General features: G+C 60.6%; 19 protein-coding genes. 1 reads left to right on the forward strand and 18 read right to left on the reverse strand.

Features of this window, described 5'->3' with window-relative positions; genetic code table 11:
• Position 1: 1 nt before the first annotated feature.
• The 12 genes from flgK to HJB83_RS02355 form a co-directional block, all read right to left on the reverse strand.
• Positions 2-1,489, reverse strand: coding sequence for a flagellar hook-associated protein FlgK (gene flgK / locus HJB83_RS02300; RefSeq protein ID WP_207582948.1), 1,488 nt, complete (start codon positions 1,487-1,489; stop codon positions 2-4).
• Positions 1,490-1,508: 19 nt separating this feature from the next.
• Complete coding sequence (locus HJB83_RS02305) at positions 1,509-2,810, reverse strand: flagellar hook protein FlgE (protein WP_207582947.1); 1,302 nt, start codon at positions 2,808-2,810, stop codon at positions 1,509-1,511.
• Between the two features lie 126 nt (positions 2,811-2,936).
• Positions 2,937-3,608 carry a transcriptional activator Rem gene (gene rem, locus HJB83_RS02310; RefSeq protein ID WP_007633267.1) on the reverse strand — a complete coding sequence of 224 codons (672 nt, stop codon included), beginning with the start codon at positions 3,606-3,608 and terminating at the stop codon, positions 2,937-2,939.
• A 280-nt stretch (positions 3,609-3,888) separates the two neighbouring features.
• On the reverse strand, positions 3,889-4,446 hold the full coding sequence (locus HJB83_RS02315) for a lytic transglycosylase domain-containing protein (protein ID WP_207582946.1): 558 nt from the start codon (positions 4,444-4,446) through the stop codon (positions 3,889-3,891).
• Positions 4,394-5,842, reverse strand: coding sequence for a flagellar hook-length control protein FliK (locus HJB83_RS02320; protein WP_221131264.1), 1,449 nt, complete (start codon positions 5,840-5,842; stop codon positions 4,394-4,396). The genes HJB83_RS02315 and HJB83_RS02320 overlap by 53 nt, the downstream gene beginning before the upstream one ends.
• Positions 5,839-7,134, reverse strand: coding sequence for a chemotaxis protein MotC (gene motC / locus HJB83_RS02325; protein ID WP_221116088.1), 1,296 nt, complete (start codon positions 7,132-7,134; stop codon positions 5,839-5,841). Before motC ends, HJB83_RS02320 begins: the two co-directional genes overlap by 4 nt.
• Positions 7,135-7,138: 4 nt before the next feature.
• Positions 7,139-8,476, reverse strand: a complete 1,338-nt coding sequence (locus tag HJB83_RS02330; RefSeq protein WP_207582943.1) for a MotB family protein — start codon at positions 8,474-8,476, stop codon at positions 7,139-7,141.
• Positions 8,473-9,102, reverse strand: coding sequence for a hypothetical protein (locus HJB83_RS02335; protein ID WP_221116089.1), 630 nt, complete (start codon positions 9,100-9,102; stop codon positions 8,473-8,475). Before HJB83_RS02335 ends, HJB83_RS02330 begins: the two co-directional genes overlap by 4 nt.
• A 201-nt stretch (positions 9,103-9,303) precedes the next feature.
• Positions 9,304-10,266: a flagellin gene (locus tag HJB83_RS02340; protein WP_221116090.1), complete on the reverse strand. Its 963-nt coding sequence runs from the start codon at positions 10,264-10,266 to the stop codon at positions 9,304-9,306.
• Positions 10,267-10,566: 300 nt separating this feature from the next.
• Complete coding sequence (locus HJB83_RS02345) at positions 10,567-11,478, reverse strand: flagellin (RefSeq protein ID WP_207582940.1); 912 nt, start codon at positions 11,476-11,478, stop codon at positions 10,567-10,569.
• Positions 11,479-11,724: 246 nt separating this feature from the next.
• On the reverse strand, positions 11,725-12,633 hold the full coding sequence (locus HJB83_RS02350; protein ID WP_207582939.1) for a flagellin: 909 nt from the start codon (positions 12,631-12,633) through the stop codon (positions 11,725-11,727).
• A 283-nt stretch (positions 12,634-12,916) separates the two neighbouring features.
• Positions 12,917-13,822: a flagellin gene (locus HJB83_RS02355; protein ID WP_221116091.1), complete on the reverse strand. Its 906-nt coding sequence runs from the start codon at positions 13,820-13,822 to the stop codon at positions 12,917-12,919.
• 433 nt (positions 13,823-14,255) lie between these two features.
• On the opposite strand from HJB83_RS02355, the gene HJB83_RS02360 reads away from it, so the two are divergent.
• On the forward strand, positions 14,256-16,172 hold the full coding sequence (locus HJB83_RS02360; protein WP_221131265.1) for a glycosyl transferase: 1,917 nt from the start codon (positions 14,256-14,258) through the stop codon (positions 16,170-16,172).
• 79 nt (positions 16,173-16,251) lie between these two features.
• Here the strand turns inward: HJB83_RS02360 and fliP are convergent, their stop codons facing one another.
• From fliP to flgA, 6 genes are read right to left on the reverse strand one after another with little or no spacing between them, the layout of a single operon-like run.
• The gene (fliP, locus tag HJB83_RS02365) at positions 16,252-16,989 is read right to left on the reverse strand and encodes a flagellar type III secretion system pore protein FliP (protein WP_207582936.1); all 738 of its coding nucleotides are present in this window, start codon (positions 16,987-16,989) and stop codon (positions 16,252-16,254) included.
• The gene (gene fliL, locus HJB83_RS02370; protein WP_207582935.1) at positions 16,986-17,492 is read right to left on the reverse strand and encodes a flagellar basal body-associated protein FliL; all 507 of its coding nucleotides are present in this window, start codon (positions 17,490-17,492) and stop codon (positions 16,986-16,988) included. Before fliL ends, fliP begins: the two co-directional genes overlap by 4 nt.
• A gap of 12 nt (positions 17,493-17,504) precedes the next feature.
• Entirely contained in the window at positions 17,505-18,221 is a 717-nt protein-coding gene (gene flgH / locus HJB83_RS02375) for a flagellar basal body L-ring protein FlgH (protein ID WP_221131266.1), read from the reverse strand.
• Positions 18,218-18,760: a MotE family protein gene (locus HJB83_RS02380; protein WP_207582934.1), complete on the reverse strand. Its 543-nt coding sequence runs from the start codon at positions 18,758-18,760 to the stop codon at positions 18,218-18,220. Before HJB83_RS02380 ends, flgH begins: the two co-directional genes overlap by 4 nt.
• The gene (locus tag HJB83_RS02385) at positions 18,757-19,878 is read right to left on the reverse strand and encodes a flagellar basal body P-ring protein FlgI (RefSeq protein ID WP_207582933.1); all 1,122 of its coding nucleotides are present in this window, start codon (positions 19,876-19,878) and stop codon (positions 18,757-18,759) included. The genes HJB83_RS02380 and HJB83_RS02385 overlap by 4 nt, the downstream gene beginning before the upstream one ends.
• Positions 19,875-20,357: a flagellar basal body P-ring formation chaperone FlgA gene (gene flgA, locus HJB83_RS02390; protein ID WP_207582932.1), complete on the reverse strand. Its 483-nt coding sequence runs from the start codon at positions 20,355-20,357 to the stop codon at positions 19,875-19,877. Before flgA ends, HJB83_RS02385 begins: the two co-directional genes overlap by 4 nt.
• Positions 20,358-20,371: the final 14 nt, after the last annotated feature.

Genomic DNA, 20,371 nt, shown 5'->3' on the forward strand with positions numbered 1-20,371 from the left:
CTTAACTCGCAATATCCAGCAATGACTTCAGCATTTCGTCGACGGCGTTGAGGATCTTGGTCGCCGCCTTGTAGGACTGCTCTATGTCGAGGAGCAGCGTCAGTTCCTCGTCGAGGTTGACGCCGGTCTCATTGGAATAGGCCTCATCGGAGCGTGACAGCGCCGCCGAGGTGTTTTCCGCCGCCGTCGTGGCGTTGCTGCGGTATTGTTCGAGCCAGCCGAGGGAATTGGTGGCGAATTCCATGATGCTGACGTTCGAATCGATGCCCGTTGTGGCGTCGAAACCGACCGCTGGTCCCGCTGCCGGGTCGAAATCGATGTCGGAGCCCAGTGCCGTATAGAGGCGATCGAGTTCCGTCGTATAACCGCTGACGCCGGTGGGATTGAGGACAAGGCCTGTAGCGTTGACGCCGCCATCGCGCAGGCGCATCGGATCGCCGCCCTGCGCGGTGATGACGCGGCTGCTGACGGTGATGGTCGCCGCCATGCCCGCGACCGCGGTGGCGCCGGTATCGACCGTGCCGCCGCTCCAGGTGAAGAGGCCGGGCACATAGGCCGGGCCGGCTGCCGTGTTCTGCTCCTTGAAGAGCGAGACCAGACCGCGGGCGACTTCATCGAGCTGCTTCTGGAAATTAGGGGCGATCTCGTCACGGACCTGGAGGAGCGACTGGAGGCTGCCCTGCCCCGTTGCCGTCGATCCGCTGCCGCGCGCAAGTGCGACACCGTCGATATAAACCGAATTGCCGGCGATGGTAGCGTTGTAGACATCCTGAGACTTGAACGTCACCTTGCGCGGGATCGTCTCGAAGAGGATCGTCCCGTCAGATGTGCTCAGCACCATGTCGTTATTGTCGCGCGTCGTCGTATTGACACCGACGATCTGCGAAATCTGCTTGAGAGCCTTCTCGCGTTCATCGAGAGCGCCTGAGGCATCCGCACCCGAGGCCGTGGCGGTCTTCACCGCATTGTTGGCTTTCTCGAAGTCACTGAGGAGCGTATTCAGCTTATCGACGTCGGTGGCGATCTGCTTGTCGGCGGTGGCGCGGACGTCCTGAACGGATTGCGAGGCATTGTTCAGCGAGTTGGCGACATCCTGGGCGGCAGTGATGGCGCCCTGAGCGGCGACGGTGCTGCCCGGCGTCGTGCGGAAGGCCTGAAGCTTCTGCTGGAAAACACCGAGATAGGTGGATGGCGACGTTTCGTAGTCGTTGCCACCCATGATCGACTTCAGGTCCTCGAGACCGCCCAGCAATGCCTGCTGGGCGCTGTCCTGCGAGGATGTCTTCAGATATTGGCGCAGCAGGGCATCTTCCTGTGCCCGGTCGATCTTGACGACCTGCGCGCCGTTCAAGGACGTGGTGAGCATCGCCTGTCGGCGCACGTAATCTTTGTTGCCCGCATTCGAGATATTGTTCGATACGACACTGCTCTGCGTGCCGGTATTGTTGAATATGTTCTGCGCGGTATTAAGTGCGGATGTGAGCGACATGGCTTACCCGTTACCCTGCTTATCTCTTGAGGTTGACGAGGACGTCCATGATGTCGGAACCCGTCTGGAAGACCTTGGAATTGGCGGTATAGCTGCGTTGCGATTCGATCATCTCGGTCAGCTCGCCGGCGAGGTCGACATTCGAACCTTCGAGAGCGCCCGATTTGATCGTGCCGAGACCGTTGGTCTGCGGGAAACCGGTGACGGTGACACCCGACTGGCCGTTGGCGCTGTAGACGTTGCCGCTCATCAGGGTCAATTTGTCCGGGCTTGCGACATTGGCAAGGGGAATACGGTAGAGGGGCTTCGTGCTGCCGTCTTCATACTTAGCGTAGACAATGCCGTCGCCATCGATCGTGACGTCTTTGACCGGGGTCGCCGCCTGGCCGTTCGGCGTACCGGTGCCGGAGAAGTCGGCGCCGAGCTGGGTGAAGCCGGAGAGGTCCATGGCGATCGACTGGCCGGTCACCGTATCGGCGATCGTGACGGCGCCGGTTGAGGTCATCTTGCCGTTGGCGTCGAAGGTGAGCGTTCCCGTGCCGACAGAACCACCGGCGCTATAGGGGAAGGAGGTCGTGCCGCCGACCGCCGCATTGGCGTTGCGGAACATCGCCACTTCCCAAGTGGCTGCAGTAGCGGGAGATGCCGGTGGCGGCGTCACGACCGAGCTCTTCGTGAAGTAGAAGTCGTACATCACCTTGTTGCCGAGACGGTCGTAGGCGACCATCGAGACCTTCTTGGTGTCGGCCGTCGTTGTGGCAAGGTTGGCGCTCGGAGCCGTCGCGGGAGCGACCGGAGCGATCTTCGCATTGGAATCGAGGTTGCCCTTGAAGATGCCTGAGGTCGAAGCGATGGCGGTCAGGCCATCCTGGTTGACGTTGACCGGAACGAGACCGTCGAAGCCGTTGACGACGACGGCGGGGGCGCCGGAGTCGTAGGAATAGCCCATCAGCTGAAAGCCGGCGGCATTGACGAGGTTGCCTTCGTCGTCCTTGGTGAAGTCGCCGGCGCGGGTCAGAACCGGCGTGCCGTCAGCGCCCTGGACGATGAAGAAGCCGTCGCCCGAAATCGCGAGGTCGGTGCCCGAGGTGGTGTAGGAAATGTCGCCCTGGTCGGAGACGGCCTGGCGGACCGAGGTCTGGACGCCGCCGGAATTGTAATTGCCGCCCGAGGAAGGCAGGACCAGCGACGAGAAGCTCGTCGACACGGCCTTGTAACCGGTGGTGTTCACGTTGGCGATGTTATCGGCAACGGTGCTGAGGCGGTTCGCCTGTGCGTTCATCCCCGATACTGCCGTCTTCATGCTGCCGAAAATGCTCATCTGAAAACCTCGTTTTACCTGTTAAGCTCGAGAGTATTTGTCGGGCCTTGCGTGAAGCTGTCTGTCAGGGCGAGCTGCGAGGCCAATATCGAGGTTCAGCCGGGCGCCGCCGCCCGGCCGGAAAAATCAGGCCCAATCGATGCAGTAGCCAAGGAAGCGCTTGGAATCGACCGGATCGACGCCGAGCTTCTTGCGCAGCTTCTTGCGCAGCTTCGAGATGTGGCTTTCGACGACGTTCTCCTCGACCTCTTCATCGAAGATTCCGTAGATGGCGTTGAAGATCTGGGTCTTGGTGACCCTGCGACCGCGATTGGCGATCAAATATTCGAGGATGCGGCGCTCGCGCCGGGGAAGCGCGAAGACTTCGCCGTTGATCTCGGGGTCGCGGCCATCCGAGAAAACACGGATCCCGCCGATCTCGGTGTAGTTGGAGATCGCCTTCAGCCGGCGCCGGATCGCGGCCGCCCTTGCGAGAATTTCGCGGGGATGCACCGGTTTGCGCACTACGTCGTCGACGCCGCAATCGAACAGTGCAAGGGTGTTTTCCAACGAGTGCTGGTCGCTGACTGCAATCACCGGCGCCATTGACCGGTCCCGGATCGCCCGGGGCAATTCGTAGTTACGCTGACCCTGACCGATCAGGAAGGCCTCGACTGCCGCTATATCGGAATCGGCAGCGGTCTGTACCCACTCGCCAAATTCCGTCGGATCAAAGCCGGTGGAGGGAATGCCCTCACGGCCAAACAGAGATGTGTATCCATCTTTTACGAGCTCACGCTCATCAACCACGACGATCATTCGTCCGCCTCCGAATCAGTGTGGCACTTCGATGATCTATGGGTACGAATCGCAGGAATCGGCGACAACTCGTTAAAGTTAATGGCAGAAACTAATAATTGATTAAGATCCTTGTGGCGATTTGATCTATATCTAGTGGGTACTATTGTTTATGCACACCAAAATTTCGTGGAAAAGTTAACGGTCTCTTAATTATGACTTGCGCAGGTGATTCACGCCGGATTCCCGCCATATTGTGACACAGTTTCGTCACAATATGCCTACTCCATCTTTGGTTGAATCAATTTCGACAAAAGTTACTCGCATTGGGAGTCCACTTGCCGTAGCCCGTGGCGACCAGATTGGCGATGACGCGGCAGACATATTGCTTCTGCGCGGGGTCATTGTTAGGACCCGCATGGTATCTGGCTACCGCCATCGTCCATGTCTCGTGACGGTCATGCAGGTTGCGGAGGAATTTTGCCGCATACTCCACATTGCGATGCGGGTCGAACATATCTTCGGCCGAGCCGAAGTTTTCGCCATGATAGTAGTGGTTGATCTGCATGCAGCCGATGTCGATAAGCTTGGCGCCGCTGCTGCGGGCGACATCGAACTGTCTCATCGCGTCCTGCTCCGAGGGCGGAAAGACCGCCCTGCCTTCGACGTTCATGGCGTAGGGATAAAGCGAGCCCTTGCGGCCAGTCTCCGTCAGGCCGACCGAATAGAGGATGCCTTCCGGGATGCCGTATTTGGCAGCTGCCGACTGGATCTCACGCTCGCAGGCGCCGGTGGAAGCGATCGCCTCAGAGGTAAACGCCGCCAATGCCGCTGCTGCGGCCAGCAGAAACGTCTTCAATACCGGTCTCGCCTGCGCCATTGAAGCCCCCATCCGTCCGCTGTGCCGTCTGATTGTGGCGCTCGCGCGCCTCGCCGCCCTGCCCCTGCTGGGGGAGCGACTGCTGCTGAGAGGCCTGGCTTTGGCTGCCGGCCTGGTTGCCGGCGTCGCTGCGCTCGACCGGCGCCATGCTGATGGTGACGTTGTCGACGGCGTAGCCCTGGCTGCGCAGAGCTTCGAGAATCTTGCCGTGATCTTCCTTCATCTGACGGTACGCCGCGCCGGTTTCGACCTTGAGGTCGATGTTCAGGGCGTCGCCGGACAGGCGCATAGTCGCCGTCACCAAGCCGAGATCGAGCGGGTTCATCTGGATCTTCAGCGTATTGACCACCTTGCCGGTGCTCGTCCATTCCGCCGCGTTGGAGAGTGCCGAGCTCGGCTCCATGGCGCGCGCCCATTCGGAATCGCCGGAGAGAGCGGCAGTGACGGAGGCGGAATTCGAATTCTGCGTCAGGCCGATATAGCGGCGCGATTCAAGGACCGAAACATTTTCGACATCGGCCTTCTTCGAGCCGTCCTTCGGCCCGGCCTGATCGGTGCCGAGGTGAACATCCATAGAGACACCACGGCCATCGGCGCGGCTGATCCTGAACGTCCTGCCGTCGGCGGATTCGGCATTCTCCGATCCGGGAACCTTGACGTCATCCGCCTTGCCGCTGTCGACGTTGCCGCTGACGACCGCCAGGGCGTCCGACGCATGGCCGCCTGCCTTGGCGTCGATACCATCGAGTTTCTTGCCGTCAGGTTTGACTTCATCGGCTTTGGCGGAAGTGTGATGCGCGCCTGCTGCCGCCGATAAAGCGACCGCGCCGTCGGTCGGTTCCTGCTTCAGCAGGCCGAGGACATCGGAAATGCCGCCGTCATCAACGTCGCCGTCGTTGTCGGTGTCGGTTTCCAATGCGTCGGCCCTGGCGTGTTTGCCGCCTTTAGCCGCCTGAACGACCTCGTCTGCCGAGCGGTCCTTTGGGTCGAGCTTGCCGAAGGCAAGATCCGCCGGCATTTTGACCGCGGCCTTTCCAGGCTTTGCCGCGACCTTTTCGGCATTGGCGATCGTTTCCGGCTGCACCTCAGCCTGTGCCTTCAGCGCGGCGTCGCCGAGATCGATCAACGGTTTTGCGCCGTTGCGGCCGCGGATCGTCCGCGCCACTTTCTCGGCGCTGCCATCAGCAACCGCACCCTGATCCGGCTGCGCATCGTCGGCGTCGTCATTGGCGGTACCACCACTTGCCTTGGCAAGTGCGTCGGAGAAGCCATTCTTTTGGCCGGCCGTATCGTCTTTACCGGCCGGTCGCGCAGATTTCGTAATCGCGGCGGACTCCGCACCGGCGGCTCCGCCGGAGACGCTCATATCCATCATTGTTCGTTGCCTTCCTGCGCCAGAAGACCGTCGATCTCGTCGAGCTTGGACCGATTGGTCGTCACAAATGCGTTGAATGAGGGGTCGGTACCCTGGCTCTGGCCAGTCGATGCCACACCTCCCGGAACAGGCTCGGGAAGCGCGCCTGGCGCTCCCGGTTGCGTCGCTATAGCCGCAGCCTTTTCAGAAGTGATTTCTTGATTAGAAGTGTTAGGGTTCGAGGCTTGTGTCAGGCTTGCCGGATCGGGAGCGCGCAGGATCTGCTCGGCAATCGATCGCGCCGCCTCCTGCAGCGCCTGATCGCGCGGTGAAAGCGTGTTGCCAGCGATGTCGCTGACATTCTTCGCCGCCCGGTCGATATCCTCGGTGGGAAGGCCGGCCATGCCGCCATAGAAATTCGCCAGCGGACCGAAGGCATTGTCGGTGCCGCCGCCAAGCGACTGCACACGCTCGACCGCCATGTGGGCCAGCTCCGGCTTACCCGCGATCGCGGCAGCGCGGGCGATGCGCAGATAGACCTCGCGTTGGCGCGGCGCGTCCATGAAGGACAGGATGTCGATGACATCCTGCGGCTTCACGTCGTGATCGTGGCCGACGACGAGCGTGACGAAAAGATCGGCGAACTGGCTGGCATAGGGCGAATGCAGGAAGCGCCTGATATAACGCTGCGAATAGGCCATTCCCCGGTCGAGCATCCCCTTGTCGACGCAGATGGCGACCGAGCGGCGCAGCGCCGCTTCCTCGACGATCGTGCCCGGCGCCGCAAGGCGCGCCTGGTCGTAGAGATCGAGTGCGTCTGCCGGCTTCGTCGCGATCAGCACGTTGCCGCCGATCAATGCAAGGTAAGGGCCGATCTTCTTGTCGCGGTATTCCCTGGCGGTCTCCTCCAGCGTCTTGGCGACGAGCAGCCCCTTGCCGCTCAGATATTTTCTGAGCACATCGGTAACACGGTTGTCGAAATAGCCGTTGACGTCGTGGGCGATCAGATATTCCAGCGTCTGCGGATTGCCGCCGCTCATCGCGTAGATCAGCGCTGCGTCGACATTGCGGTCGTCATCGAAGACCGACGTATCGACGCTGCGCAGCCGCTCGTCGATCGTGCCCAGCATGAAGCGCTGCATCTCACCGGCCGAATGATCGCCGGAGACCACGGAATCCTGCACGAACTGCAGCGACCGCATCATCTTGTACGGCTCGAGATCGTCCGGATCCTGCGCCCTGCCTGCGGCCGACGAAAGCAACGCCAGGCCGAGGGCCACAAATCCGACATAGCGATACTGCCGACGCGCCATCCTGTTATCCTTGATCCGCCTGCACCAGAATCTCAATCCGGCGGTTGGTCGCGTTGAACGGGTCGGACGGCAGCTTCAGCCGACGGTCGGCGAAGCCCGAGACCTGGGAGATGCGCTTCTCGTCGAACCCGCCGCGCACGAGCATGTAATAGGCGCTCTGGGCGCGGTCCATCGAAAGCCGCCAGTTCTCATTCTGCCCGCCCTTGTACGGGCGCCCGTCCGTGTGGCCGCGGATGGCGACCGCGCCACCCCTCTCCTTCAGGATTGCGCCAATCTTTTCCATGGCGAGCACCATCTCCTGGCGTGGAACCGCAGAACCGATATTGAACATCGAATCGTCGTTCTGGTCGGAGATGCTGACCAGCAATCCGCCTTCGGATGCCGTCACGGTCAGGCCTTCGGCAAGCTTGCCGGCAACGCCGCCGATCTGCTGGGCGATCTGCTCCTGCAGCTGCTCGGCTTCCTTCTGCTGCTGCTCGGTCTCTGCCGCGCTCTTGTCGGCATCCTTCCGATGATCGGCGTCCTTTTGCGCTTCGGCCTTCTTATCGCCAGCCTTCTTGTCGCCGGACTTTTTGTCACCCGGCGCCTTGCCGTCCTTGGTCTCGGCCGCGGTCTTGGTTTCCTTGGGTTCCTGACCGGTGGCCTTCTGATCGGTGGTCAGCGGCATCGGCTTCATATCCTCGACCTTGGCGATCTCGGTTGTCCCGCTCTCGGCCGCCTGCTCGTCGTTCTTGCCCGGAGGGGTGGACTTGCCGGCTGTCGTGACCTCGACCTGCTTCGTCCAAAAATCTGGATCGAAGGGATCACGATAGGCCTCGCCGCCATCGGCGCCGGTGGCCGGGCCGGAATCGGCGGCACCGCCATCGCCCTTGGCGCTGACATTGGCCTGCTGGCCGACTTCCTGCGCGATTTCGGCGAGAACCGAATAAGGATTTTCGAAGAAATCGGCCTCGGAATAATTGGTCTGGTCACCTGATGTCGATGTCTGATCGTCACCATCCGCCGCCGATTTGCCGTCGTTCGGGTTTTCTTCCTTCTGTTTCGACTTTTCCTGCTTCTCCTCGCCTTCGGCGTTGTCGACGGGCTTCTTCAGTCCCTTTTCGGTCGGCTTTTCGTCGGAGAGCTTGATCGGATTGAAATAGGTCGCGACCGAGGCCTTGGTCTCCTCATTGGCGGCATTGACCAGCCACATGACCAGGAAGAACGCCATCATCGCCGTCATGAAGTCGGCATAGGCAATTTTCCACGCACCGCCATGGGCGCCATCGTGATCACCGCCGCCATGTCTCTTGACGATGATGATCTCGTTCTTGCCGTGGTGGTGGTTTTCGCCTTCGCTCATTCGAGAACTTTCTTCAAGCTGGCCGCCCAGGCGGACATACGGGTGACGATGACGGATTCACCGATTTCGACGGCAAGATCGATATCGTCAGTCTCAACGTGTCGAACCGCCCCGGCATGTTCGCCGAGTTCGGCCGTTAGGAGTTCGAAAAGCCGGGTCGGCCCGCGCACGACAATCGGGCCGGCGGCACCCTCGAGGATCGCGTCACGCAGCAGGACGGCGAGGCTTTCGGCAGCCTTGGCGGCCAGCGCTTCGGTCATCACAGGTGCTAAGGCGACGGCGGCGCCGGCGCTGACCAGCTGTGCGACCTCTTCGGCGATATCGCGAATGCGGGAGCCAATGACCGCCGCCGCCTCGACTTCGTAGCGAAGCTTCAGCTCCTCGAACTCACGCGCATGGACCTCGGCCAGCGCCCGCGCCTCGGCTTGGAATTTCTCGGTCAAATCAGCGGTGGCTGCGGCATGACCTTGCGCATAGGCTTCGCGGCGCTCCGCCTCGACGTCGATTGGCGGTTCGCTTGGCATTTCGGGAAAACCGTCGCCGCCGAAATCGTCGATGTCGATGATCGGCGCTGACGGTTCCGGTTCACCGAAGTCCTTCAAATACCGGGAAAGCGTAATGCTCATAAAAAACCATCCAGCATTCGGGAGGCATGCAGCATATCCACCCCCGCTCAAAACGACCTTGCGCGCCGGCATGTCGCTTCGAAACGGGCAAGGGCTTCACCTTGCGCCGGCACGGATTCGGACGATGCCTTCGTGCCGGAAACTAGGAAGTCAAACTTGCGCGAGGATGAATGGCGCCGCCATCCGCGATCGCGCTCACCTTTATTCCAGCAGAATCAGAATCTTGCTCGAAGCCGTGTTGAGGATCGAGATTGCTTCGACAGCCATCTGCTTCTGGGTTTCGATCGCCTTCTGCCGGATCGAAGCCTCGTCCATGTCGGTATCGACGAGCGCACCGACGCTCTTGTCGATCGAATCGGCGAGATCGGCAGTGTAATCTCTCTGATCGTCGATACGCGTCTTCATCACGCCGATCGAAGCAGCCGTCGTCGTCAGCGAGGAGAGCAGCGAGTCGGTCACATCAAGCATATCGGTGAGTTGCGCATCGGTCGTATTCTGGCCGATCGCAATTTCCGTCCCTGTCGTCGGCGTGGCCGAGTTGGCGTTCAGCAGATAGTAGTTGCGCGCCGTCGCGCCGTTGTTGTTGATCGCATTGGCGTCGACCGCCTTGGTGAACAGGCCACCGCTCGCATTGTTCTCGTCGATGAGGATGGTCTGCGACGACGGGAAATCGATGGTCCGGGCCTGATATTCGCCGGTCGGAGCGCGCACGAAGCTTGAGATGACCGACCATGTCGGGGGCGCCGTGGTATTGCCGTTCAGCAGCCAGTTCTCGCCCGCAAACGAGGTCGATTCAACGACCGTCTGCAGTTGCTGTTTGTATTCGCTGATCTCGGCGTTGATCTTGTCCTTGTCGGTGCCCGGCTCTTTCGCCGACACAAGCTTGGCACGAATCTGGCCCATGAGATCGATCGCCGAATTCATCGCCGTGTAGGTCGCGTCCACCTTGGCCGCGCCGAGACCGAGCGCATCCCCGATCGTCCCGAGATTGGTGCTGTCCGAGCGCATGACGGTCGCAACCGACCAGTAGGACGCATCGTCGGCGGCCGTCTCGATACGATATCCCGAGGACACTTGCTGCTGGGTCTGGCCGGCTTCTTTGTTGATGCTGCGCAGCACCGCAAGCGCATTCACCGCGGCCGCGCTGGTAATCTTAACGGTCATCGACAGGCTCTCGGAGTAAGGTAAAAGGGCAGGCCGGATTGCCGGCGGCGACTAAAGTGGCGTCATGCCTCCGGCAGCGTTTCTACCGGCGTGTCGCAAAAGCAAATCAACTCAAAGCGAGGTTAACTCGATATCAACCTGTTCGGCAAGAGCGCGGCGCTGAACTCGCCGCGCCGATCACGGCGGCAGGCAAGCTATTGATATAAAAGAAAAAGCCGCGCCGTTTCGGGCGCGGTCCGGGAGGCTTTCTGCTTGCTGCCGAACGATGGCGCAAGATTCGGTCCAGCTTCAGCGCCTCGCTCAGCTGCGGAACAGCGTGAGGATGTTCTGCGCGCTGGAGTTGGCGATCGACAGCGACTGGATAGCCAGTTGCTGCTGCGTTTGCAAGGCCGTCAGCTTGCTCGATTCCTCTTCCATATTGGCGTCAACGAGGCGGCCGACGCCCGAGTCAATCGAATCACTGAGTGCTCCAACGAAGTTTTCCTGCAGTTCGATGCGCGTGGAAATAGAGCCGAGCTGCGAGGCAGCCTTGGTCATGGCATCCAGGCCAGCCTCGATCGAGGTCAGGGCCATGGAAATCTCAGGCGAACCGAAGGTGCTGATGTCCATCGAGTAGATCGAGCCGATAGTGCCGTATGATGTGCCGATAATGCCGGAGCTCGTGTCGATCGTGCCAGTCGAGGTCATGCCGAAGAGAACGTTGCCCATGGAGCTCGTGTCCAGGATGTAATCGGTCGTCTTGACTGAGACATTGCCGCTGCCATCGCGCACGAAAGTAGAAACGACGCTCTTGGTGCCGTCAGCACCAGCAACCCAGTTTTCACCGGAGAAGGAAGCCGACTGCGCGATGCTCAGGAGCTGCTGTTGCAGCTGGCCGATTTCTTCCTGGACCTTGGTCTTGTCGACGCCCTTTTCGGTCGCGGCGACGATCTTCGCCTTGATTTCGCTGATGATGTCGATGGCGCTGTCCATGGCAGAGTAAGCGGTGTCGACCTTGGCGGCGCCGAGGCCGAGGGCGTCGGAGACGGCGGAGAGTGCCTTGTTGTCCGAACGCATCGTCGTTGCGATCGACCAGTAAGCCGCGTTGTCGGCTGCCTTTTCGACGCGGTAGCCCGATGATACGCGATTCTGCGTAGCCTCAAGGCCGTCATTGATTCCGCGGAGTGTCTGAAGCGCGGCCATGGCCGCGACGTTGGTCAAAATGCTGGTCATGAAATGATTGCCCCTTGTCGGCAGATGGAAAAAAGGGACATTCCGGAACGCTACCGGGAACGGGGACCAGCCTCATGCCTGTTAACCGATTCTTAGATTTGGTTAACCCACCGTCTCGTTGACCTGAGAAAACAGCATTATGGTTAATCGATCGTTAACGGACATTAAAAAAACCGCGCTCCATAGAAGCGCGGCTCGTTGCTGGGGGCTCGCCGGAGACCGGCGGGCCGATGTTTTCTGCGGTTATTAGCCGCGGAACAGCGTGAGGATCGTCTGCGAAGAGGAGTTCGCGATCGACAGCGATTGCACGGCCAGCTGCTGCTGGGTCTGCAGAGCGCTGAGCTTGGAGGATTCTTCTTCCATGTCGGCGTCGACGAGGCGGCCGACACCGGAGTCGATCGAGTCGCTGAGTGCGGACACGAAGTTTTCCTGCAGTTCGATGCGCTTGGAGACCGAGCCGAGAGCAGCGCCGGCGCTGGTCATGGACTTCAGAGCCGATTCAACGTTCGTCAGAGCCGACTGGATCTCGCCGAGGGTGAAGTTGGTGATGTCCATCGCGTAGACAGAACCGGTCGCGCCATTCGACGTGCCGAGAATACCCGTGGAGGTTTCGACTGCCCCGCCGCTCATGCCGAACAGAACGTTGCCCACGCTGCTATCGTCGAGCACATAGTCGGTCATCACGACCGACACGGCGTTGGAGCCGTCACGGACGAAGGAGGCAACGACATTCTTGGTGCCGGAAGCGCCGGCCACCCAGTTTTCACCCGAGAAGGAAGCCGACTGAGCGACGCTCATCAGCTGCTGCTGCAGCTGGCTGATTTCTTCCTGGACCTTGGCCTTGTCGACGCCGTTTTCAGTGGCGGCAACCAGTTTGGCCTTGATGTCGCCGACGACGTCGATGGCGCTGTCCATGGCGGAATAAGCGGTGTCGACCTTAGCGGCGCCGAGGCCGAGAGCGTCGGAAACAGCCGAGAGAGCTTTGTTGTCCGAACGCATCGTCGTTGCGATGGACCAGTAAGCAGCGTTGTCGGAAGCCTTGCCGACGCGATAGCCGGACGACACGTGAGCCTGGGTTGTCTGGAGACCCTGGTTGATGCCACGGAGAGTCTGGAGGGCTGCCATTGCAGCGTTATTGGTGTTGATGCTCGTCATAGTTTAATTGCCCCTTGTTGGCAGATTTTAAGAAGGGACATTCCGGATTTTCGGCCGGCCCACAGCGATCAGCATCATGCCTGCTAACCATTTTTTGTTAAGGTTAACTCGCCGTTTCGATGGGCCTAGAAAACACCAAGATGGTTAAGGAAAGCTAAATCAAAACTGGAAATTACTTAAAAATATCTGATACTTAGAAGAGTTTTCATTAACCTTATGTTAAAACATTTCGCGGCCGGGGATGACCCGGCCGCGAAACTTGGAAACCTTGTGCCGACCGGTCTTAGCGGAACAGCGACAGGATGTTCTGCGAAGAGGAATTCGCGATCGACAGCGACTGGATCGCCAGCTGCTGCTGGGTCTGCAAGGCGCTGAGCTTGGAGGATTCTTCTTCCATGTTGGCGTCGACGAGACGGCCGATACCGGAGTCGATCGAGTCGCTGAGGGCGCTGACGAAGGTGTCCTGGTTGTCGATACGCTTGGAAAGCGAGCCGAGAGCAGCACCGGCGCTGGTCATGGACTTCAGAGCCGATTCAACGTTGCTCAGAGCCGATTGGATCTGGCCGGCGGTGAAGCTGGTGATGTCCATCGCGTAGATAGAACCGGTCGCGCCATTCGACGTACCGAGGATACCCGTGGAGGTTTCGACCGAACCGCCGCTCATGCCGAACAGAACGTTGCCCGCAGAGCCACTGTCGAGAACGTAGTCGGTCGTGGTGACCGAAACGGCGTTGGAGCCGTCGCGAACGAAGGAGGAAACGACGCTCTTGGTGCCGGAAGCGCCGGCCACCCAGTTTTCGCCGTTGAAGGAAGCCGACTGAGCGACGCTCATCAGCTGCTGCTGCAGCTGGCCGATTTCTTCCTGGACCTTCGCCTTGTCGACGCCGTTTTCAGTGGCGGCAACCAGCTTGGCCTTGATGTCGCCGACGACGTCGATGGCGCTGTCCATGGCGGTGTAGGCGGTGTCGACCTTCGCAGCACCCATGCCGAGAGCGTCGGAAACCGCAGAAAGCGCCTTGTTGTCCGAGCGCATGGTCGTTGCGATCGACCAGTAAGCCGCGTTGTCGGATGCCTTGCCGACGCGATAACCGGACGAAACGTGAGCCTGGGTTGACTGGAGACCCTGGTTGACGTTGCGCAGCGTCTGCAGAGCGGCCTGTGCGGAAGTGTTCGTGTTAATGCTTGTCATAAATCTGTCCCCTGGAAACTAGATACAAAAAGGAGGACATACCGGACTGTAGTACCGGCGATGACGGACCAGCTTCATGCTACTCGGCGCCTTTTTTTTGTTTGGCCCAAACCCGTCATGTCCAGGGCAATCTCGCAGCCAATGCTTGCCAACTTCTTAAAAACAGAGGGTCCGTGCCGGCTCCTTACCTCGTATAGTTAATGCGGGCTGAATCTATTGCTTCGCATGCTAACGTACCGAGAAAGAAACCGTTTTCTCTCAGGGAACGAAGCGTTTCATGAGGCGCACCGGTTTCAAGCAAGGTTCGCATGGCAATGTGACAGGCGCCGGGATAGCACCATCAGACCGATCCACCCTTTTCGGGGAGGACTGAGCGTGTGTGCGCCGGGCGATCGACAGCCATGCCAGAACATTTCCTTCACGGAGTTGGGTTTTGAACAGCAAAGTTTCGTTCTCTGCGGCATCCAAGGATTACCAGCTGGGCCGCTACACACAGTCCCTGGCAACGCTCAACCAGCTGATGGATATCCAGCAGGACGCCAAGACCTATGCGCTGCTGGCCAAGAACCTCGTGCAGCTCGGCTTCAAAACCGATGCCGCGAAAGCCTATGGTCTGGCCGGCAACTGCGAAGGACCGAACGCCTACGAATATCAGAAGCAAGCTGCCAAGCTGCACTATGAGACCGGCAACGAGGACGACGCGCTGCTGATCGCCATGCGAAATCTCGCCAAGGCGCAGGAAGATGCGGAACTCGCCTTCATCATCACCGCGATCTATCTGAAACGCCAGCAGCGCGATATCATCCGTCCGTTCAAGACCGTGCTGTCGGAAAGCATGAATCCCGATCACATGCGCCTGGCGGCCCTGCTGCTCAGCGACGATCTCAACGACGCAACCAACCAGAAGCTGGCGCGCAACCTCTTCAAGCGTTTTCCAGGCAATCACGCCTTCCGCTTTCTCCACCTCGTTTTCGCCCGCGAATTCAACGAATTCGAAGAGGCAGCCAAGCATCAGGCGGTGATCGACGCAGCCCTTGCAAAGGGCGATACCGAGATCCTACGCAAGGACAACCCGTTCTATCACCTGCACTGGTGCGGCAACGAAGACTTCAACCGCTATGCGACAATCGGCACCACGCCCCTCAACCAGGAACGGGTGACCTTCCGCCGTAACCAGCCACACGTCTGGTCGGACAAGATCCGCATCGGCTACATGTCGTCGGACTTCTGGGATCGCCACGCGACGATGAAGCTGCTGCAACGCATCCTCGAACTGCACGACAAGGATCGGTTCGAGGTGACGCTCTTTTGCCATACAGGCCCGGAATACTTGAAGCACAACGACACCGATCGCAGCCGCTGGGGCAGGATCGTCACCGTTCACGGCTTCTCCGACCAGGCAATGCTGGAAACGGTGCGCACGCACAATATCGACATCATGGTCGACCTGAAGGGTCATACATCAGGCAGCCGCGCGACGGCCTTCAACATGCCACTTGCACCGGTGCATGTCGGCTGGCTCGGCTTCCCCGGCAGCACCGTCAACATCGACCTGGACTATGTCATCGGCGACCATTCGGTATTGCCCGAGGTGGCCAAGCCTTTCTATCACGAGAAATTCTGCCGGCTGCCGGAAAGCTATCAGCCGAACGATCCGATGCATCGTCCGAAGCCGCGCGCCGTCACCCGTGAGCAGCTCGGCCTGCCGGAAGATGCCTTCATCTTCGCCTCCTTCAACGGCAACCGCAAGATTACGCCTGAGGTCGTCGACAGCTGGTGCCGCATTCTCAAGCGCGCGCCGAACAGCTTGCTCTGGCTGATGGCGAGTACGCCGCGCAACCAGGCAAACCTCTTGAAGCAGTTCCAGGCGGCAGGCATTTCGCCCAAGCGGATCATCTTCTGCCCGCGCGCTCCCTACGAACAGCACATCGACCGTCAGCAGGCGGCGGACCTCGGCATCGACACCTTCCCCGTCAACGGCCACACGACCACCTCGGAGCAGCTCTGGGGCGGCCTGCCGGTCCTAACCGTCAAGGGCACCAACTTCGCCTCACGCGTCAGCGAGAGCCTGCTGCGGGCCATCGGCCTACCCGACCTCGTCGCAAGCGACCTGCAGGACTACGAGGATATGGCCGTGGAACTGGCCGAGAATCCCGGGCGGATCGCCAGATACAAGGCACACCTCAAGGAGAAGCGCTATATTGCGCCGCTCTTCGATGCCGAACGGTTCTGCGACCATCTGGAGCAGGCCTACGAAATCATGGCCGCGCGCGCCAAGCAGGGTCTCGCACCCGACCACATGGACATTGCGGCGCTGCCGCCGCGCACCGCGCCGTTCGCCGCGGAGTGAGGCTTTTAACGCCACGAAAGAACCCGCCGGGGCAATCCGGCGGGTTTTCACGTTTGGAAAAGGAAGAGGCCGCAGCCTGTCAGTTGAATGAGCGCACCAGGCTGCCGACAAGCAGGTTCCAGCCGTCGATCAGCACGAAGAAGAGAATTTTGAACGGCAGCGAGATCGAGGTCGGCGGCAGCATCATCATGCCCATCGCCATGGTGATGGTAGCGACGATCAGGTCGATGACGAGGAACGGCAGGACGACGAGGAAGCCGATCTCGAAGCCGCGGCGAATCTCGGAAATCATGAAGGCCGGGATCAGCACACGGTAGTCGATCGGATCGGTCGTCTGGATATTTTGTCCGCGTTCACGCGCCAGATCGACGAAGAGCGCCAGATCCTTGTCGCGGGTATTGGCCGACATGAAGGTGCGGAACGGTTCGGCGATCCGCTGGACCGCCTCGGTTTCGTTGATCTGATTGGCAAGCAGCGGCTGCACGCCGTTCTGCCAGGCCTGATCGAAGGTCGGCGACATGACGTAGAAGGTCATGAACAGCGACAGCGACAGAAGGATCATGTTGGAGGGCGTGGAGGAGAGGCCCATGCCTGAGCGCAGGATCGAGAAGGCGATGATGAAGCGCGGGAAGCTCGTCACCATGATCAGGATGCCCGGCGCGACCGAAAGAATGGTCAGCAGGCCGAAGGTGCGGATGATCCAGGCGGCGACGGAGCCATCGACCGGCACGTTCAACAGGTTAGTCGGCAGCTGCTGTGCCACCGCCAGTTCCGGTACCGCTATCATGGCGGCAAGGAAAACTATGAGACGAATCATTCGATGACAAATGTCCTGAACATGACCTTCGATACGCGCCCTTGCGAGCGAAGGTCAACACGTTCCTGTATGTCATCCTTGAGATATTGAAAGCCCCGCGGCCCCTCGATCTGCTGCAGGGAAACGGTCCTGATATATGCGAGGATATCCTGATGAATATCCTCGGAAACCTTGACATCCGGCGGCCCGTTGAAGAGCAGCGCGACCTCAAGTCGGACCCAGTTTTCGGAGGGGTAAGCGAGATTCGACGTGATCGGCTCGAGCTGGACGACGTTGTTGGCCTCGGTGGAGATGTGGGCCAGGCCTTCCTCACCCTTTTTCTTCGCTTCGGCGTCCTTGGCCTGCTCGGCCTCCTTGGCGCCCTTGATGTTGGGCGCGACGATCGTGCCGACCGCCCAGCCGCCACCGGCGCCGAGCAGCGTCAGGACGGCGACGCCGATGATCGTCATCAGCGTGCCGGATTTCTTCTTTGATTGATCTGCGCTTGCGTCTGGCTCTGCCATCGTCGTTCAGCCTCAAAGCGGCGAGAAAAGATCGACGGCCTGCTGGCCGCGCGGAGGCTGCTGCACTTCCATCAGGCGGCCGCGGCCACCGTAGGAGATGCGGGCTTCGGCGATCTTGTCGTAGGAGATCTGGTTTTCGGCATTGACGTCCTGCGGACGAACGATACCGGCGACGTTCAGGATACGCAGTTCCTGGTTCAATCGGACTTCCTGCGAGCCCGATATGACGAGGTTGCCGTTTTCGAGAATGCCGGTGACGACGGCGGCGACCAGCAACGTCAGCTTGTCGGTGCGCTCGATCTTGCCCTTGCCGTCGGTGCTGGTGTCGGAGCCATAGGTCAGGTCGGTCTTGGACTGAGGCGTCCAGCCGAAGATCTGGGCGTTGACGTCCCAGTTCATGCCGCTCGAATTCTTGCGGCTGCGGTTGGTCTCGTTGTCGAAAGAACCCTTGTCGTTGATCTGAATGTCGACGGTCAGGATGTCGCCGACGTTGAGCGCGCGTGCATCCTTGAAGAGCGCCGCCTGTGAATCGCTCCACAGCGAATAACCCTGCGCCACAGCGCGCGGCTGCTTCGGATAAAGCGCCATCTGCGGCGTCTGGCCGTAGGCAAGGCCGCTGCCGATCGGGCTCATGGCGGGCGCACGGCCGATCTCGCTGACTGCCGTCGGAGACTGGCAACCCGCAAGGAGTGCGAGGGCGGCAATCGCGGCCGGGAGACGCATATTCATGAAGGATCCTTCGACGTATTGGGATCGGACGCACTGGCGATGACGCTGGCGATGGCCGCGGCCTTCTTCGCGTCCATCTCGTTGAGGATGAGGCTCGACTGACGCGGTCCGAGCCGCATGATCACGGCGGAGGCCACCTCGATCTTCATATCCTGCAGCTGGAGTGCGGCCACATCCGGCTTCATCTTCTTATAGATCTCAGTGAGGCCGGCTTCAGCCTGCTTCAGGAAATCGTCGCGCCGCTTCAGCCAGTCCTGGTATTCGGCCTTGCGTTTATCCATTTCCGCCATGCGGGCGTCGATGTCGGCGCGAAGCTTTTCCAGCTCCTGCTTCTGCAGGAGGTAACGCTGGTCGCGGGCGGGGTCGGCGATGTTGGTGCAGAACTGCTTGACCTCGTCCTGGGAGATGATGTCTCCCGCCGGCGCATGCTCCTGCGCGAAGGCGCCCGGGATCGACAGAAGGACGAGGCCTGCTGCGGGCAGCGCCAGCCGGCGCAGCAATTGCAGGACCGTCATGTCAGGGTTGATGAACTTTATCATTGCAGCACAAGCTCCGCCTGCAGGGCGCCTGCCGACTTGATGCCCTGGAGAATGGCGATGATGCCATCCGGCTTCACGCCGATATTGTTGAGACCGGCGACGAGGGTCCTGAGGTCGGGACCGTCGATGATGGCGACGCGCCCGCCGGTCTGCTCAGCCGCGATATCGGTCTGCGGCTGGACGGCGGTCCGGCCCTGCGAGAAAGGTTCGGGCTGGATGATCTGCGGCGTCTCGGTAACCTGAACCGTCAGTGTGCCGTAGCTGACTGCAACCGGCGAAACGCGGACGTCCGAGCCGATGACGATCGTTCCGGTGCGCTCGTTGATGACCACCTTGGCCGGCGTATCGGTTTCGACGATGAGATTTTCGAGGTCGGCCATCAGCCGGGTGAGATCGGCCGTGCGCGGCTTCTGGATCACCACTTCCTGCGAATCCTTGGCTTCGGCGACCGGGCCGCCGAAGCGTGCCGAGGCATAACCGTTGACGATGTCGGCGATGCGGATTGCCGTCGAGAAGTCGGGGTTGCGCAGCTGCAGGACGAGATTGACCGAGTCCTTGAAGCGCGACGGAAGTTCGCGTTCGATGATCGCGCCGCCGGGCACGCGGCCGGCGGTCGTCACGCCTTCGGTCACCGTTGCGGCCTGGCCCTGCGCCTGAAATCCGGAAACGATGGCGGCGCCCTGCGCGACGGCATAGATCTGGCCGTCGGCGCCGGAAAGCGAGGTCATGACGAGCGTGCCGCCGCGCAGCGACGTCGCATCGCCGAGCGAACTCACCGTCACGTCGATGCGGCTGCCGGGGCTAGCGAAGGGCGGCAGGTTGGCGGTGACCATGACGGCCGCCGTGTTCTTGGCGTTGGACTGGCCGCCCTGAGTCGAGATGCCGAGATTCTGCAGCATCGCCCGCATCGACTGCTCGGTGAAAGGCGAGGCACGGAAGCCGTCGCCGGTTCCCTGCAGACCGACGATCAGGCCATAACCGATCAGCTGGTTGTCACGGCCGGCCTGAAGCGAAGCGATATCCTTGATGCGGGAGGTCAGCGCCCAGGCGGGCGCGACGTCGGCCAGGCTCATGGCGAAGACCGCGACAAGGGTCAAGAAACGGAAGAACAATTTCATTTTGCCCTCACATGGACCGTGCCGTCCGCAAGCACCGTGCCGCTGACGATAACCCCGGAATCCATATTGCGTGCGCGCACGACCTGCCCGGTCGAGCCGTCTTCGAGCGGCGAGCCGGCAGCCGAGATCGTCATCGCGCCAAGCGAAAAGACCAGGCGGATCGACGAGCCGCGGGTCACCGTATAGGCTTCGCGCAGACCCGAAACCGAAATCGTGCGGCCCGGCAGCAACGTGCGCTTGGAGACCATGCCTTCGACCTGGGAAATGGATTTGGCAAAATCGCCGGCGAGGTTGGGGTTGGTGACCTCGACCTCCTGAAGCTGGCTGGCCGACAGTGTGTCGCCGGGGTAGATGATCGTCGTCGGGACGACGGCATAACCCATGCCGGCACCCGCGTCCGCGGGCAAGAAAATGCCCGCGACTGCGATCGTGGCTGCCGCCACCCATCCTGAGATGTGTCCTGCCCGGCAAAACATCATGTTTCGGCCCTTCC

It is taken from the genome of Rhizobium sp. NZLR11 (genome assembly GCF_019685115.1).
GTDB lineage: Bacteria > Pseudomonadota > Alphaproteobacteria > Rhizobiales > Rhizobiaceae > Rhizobium.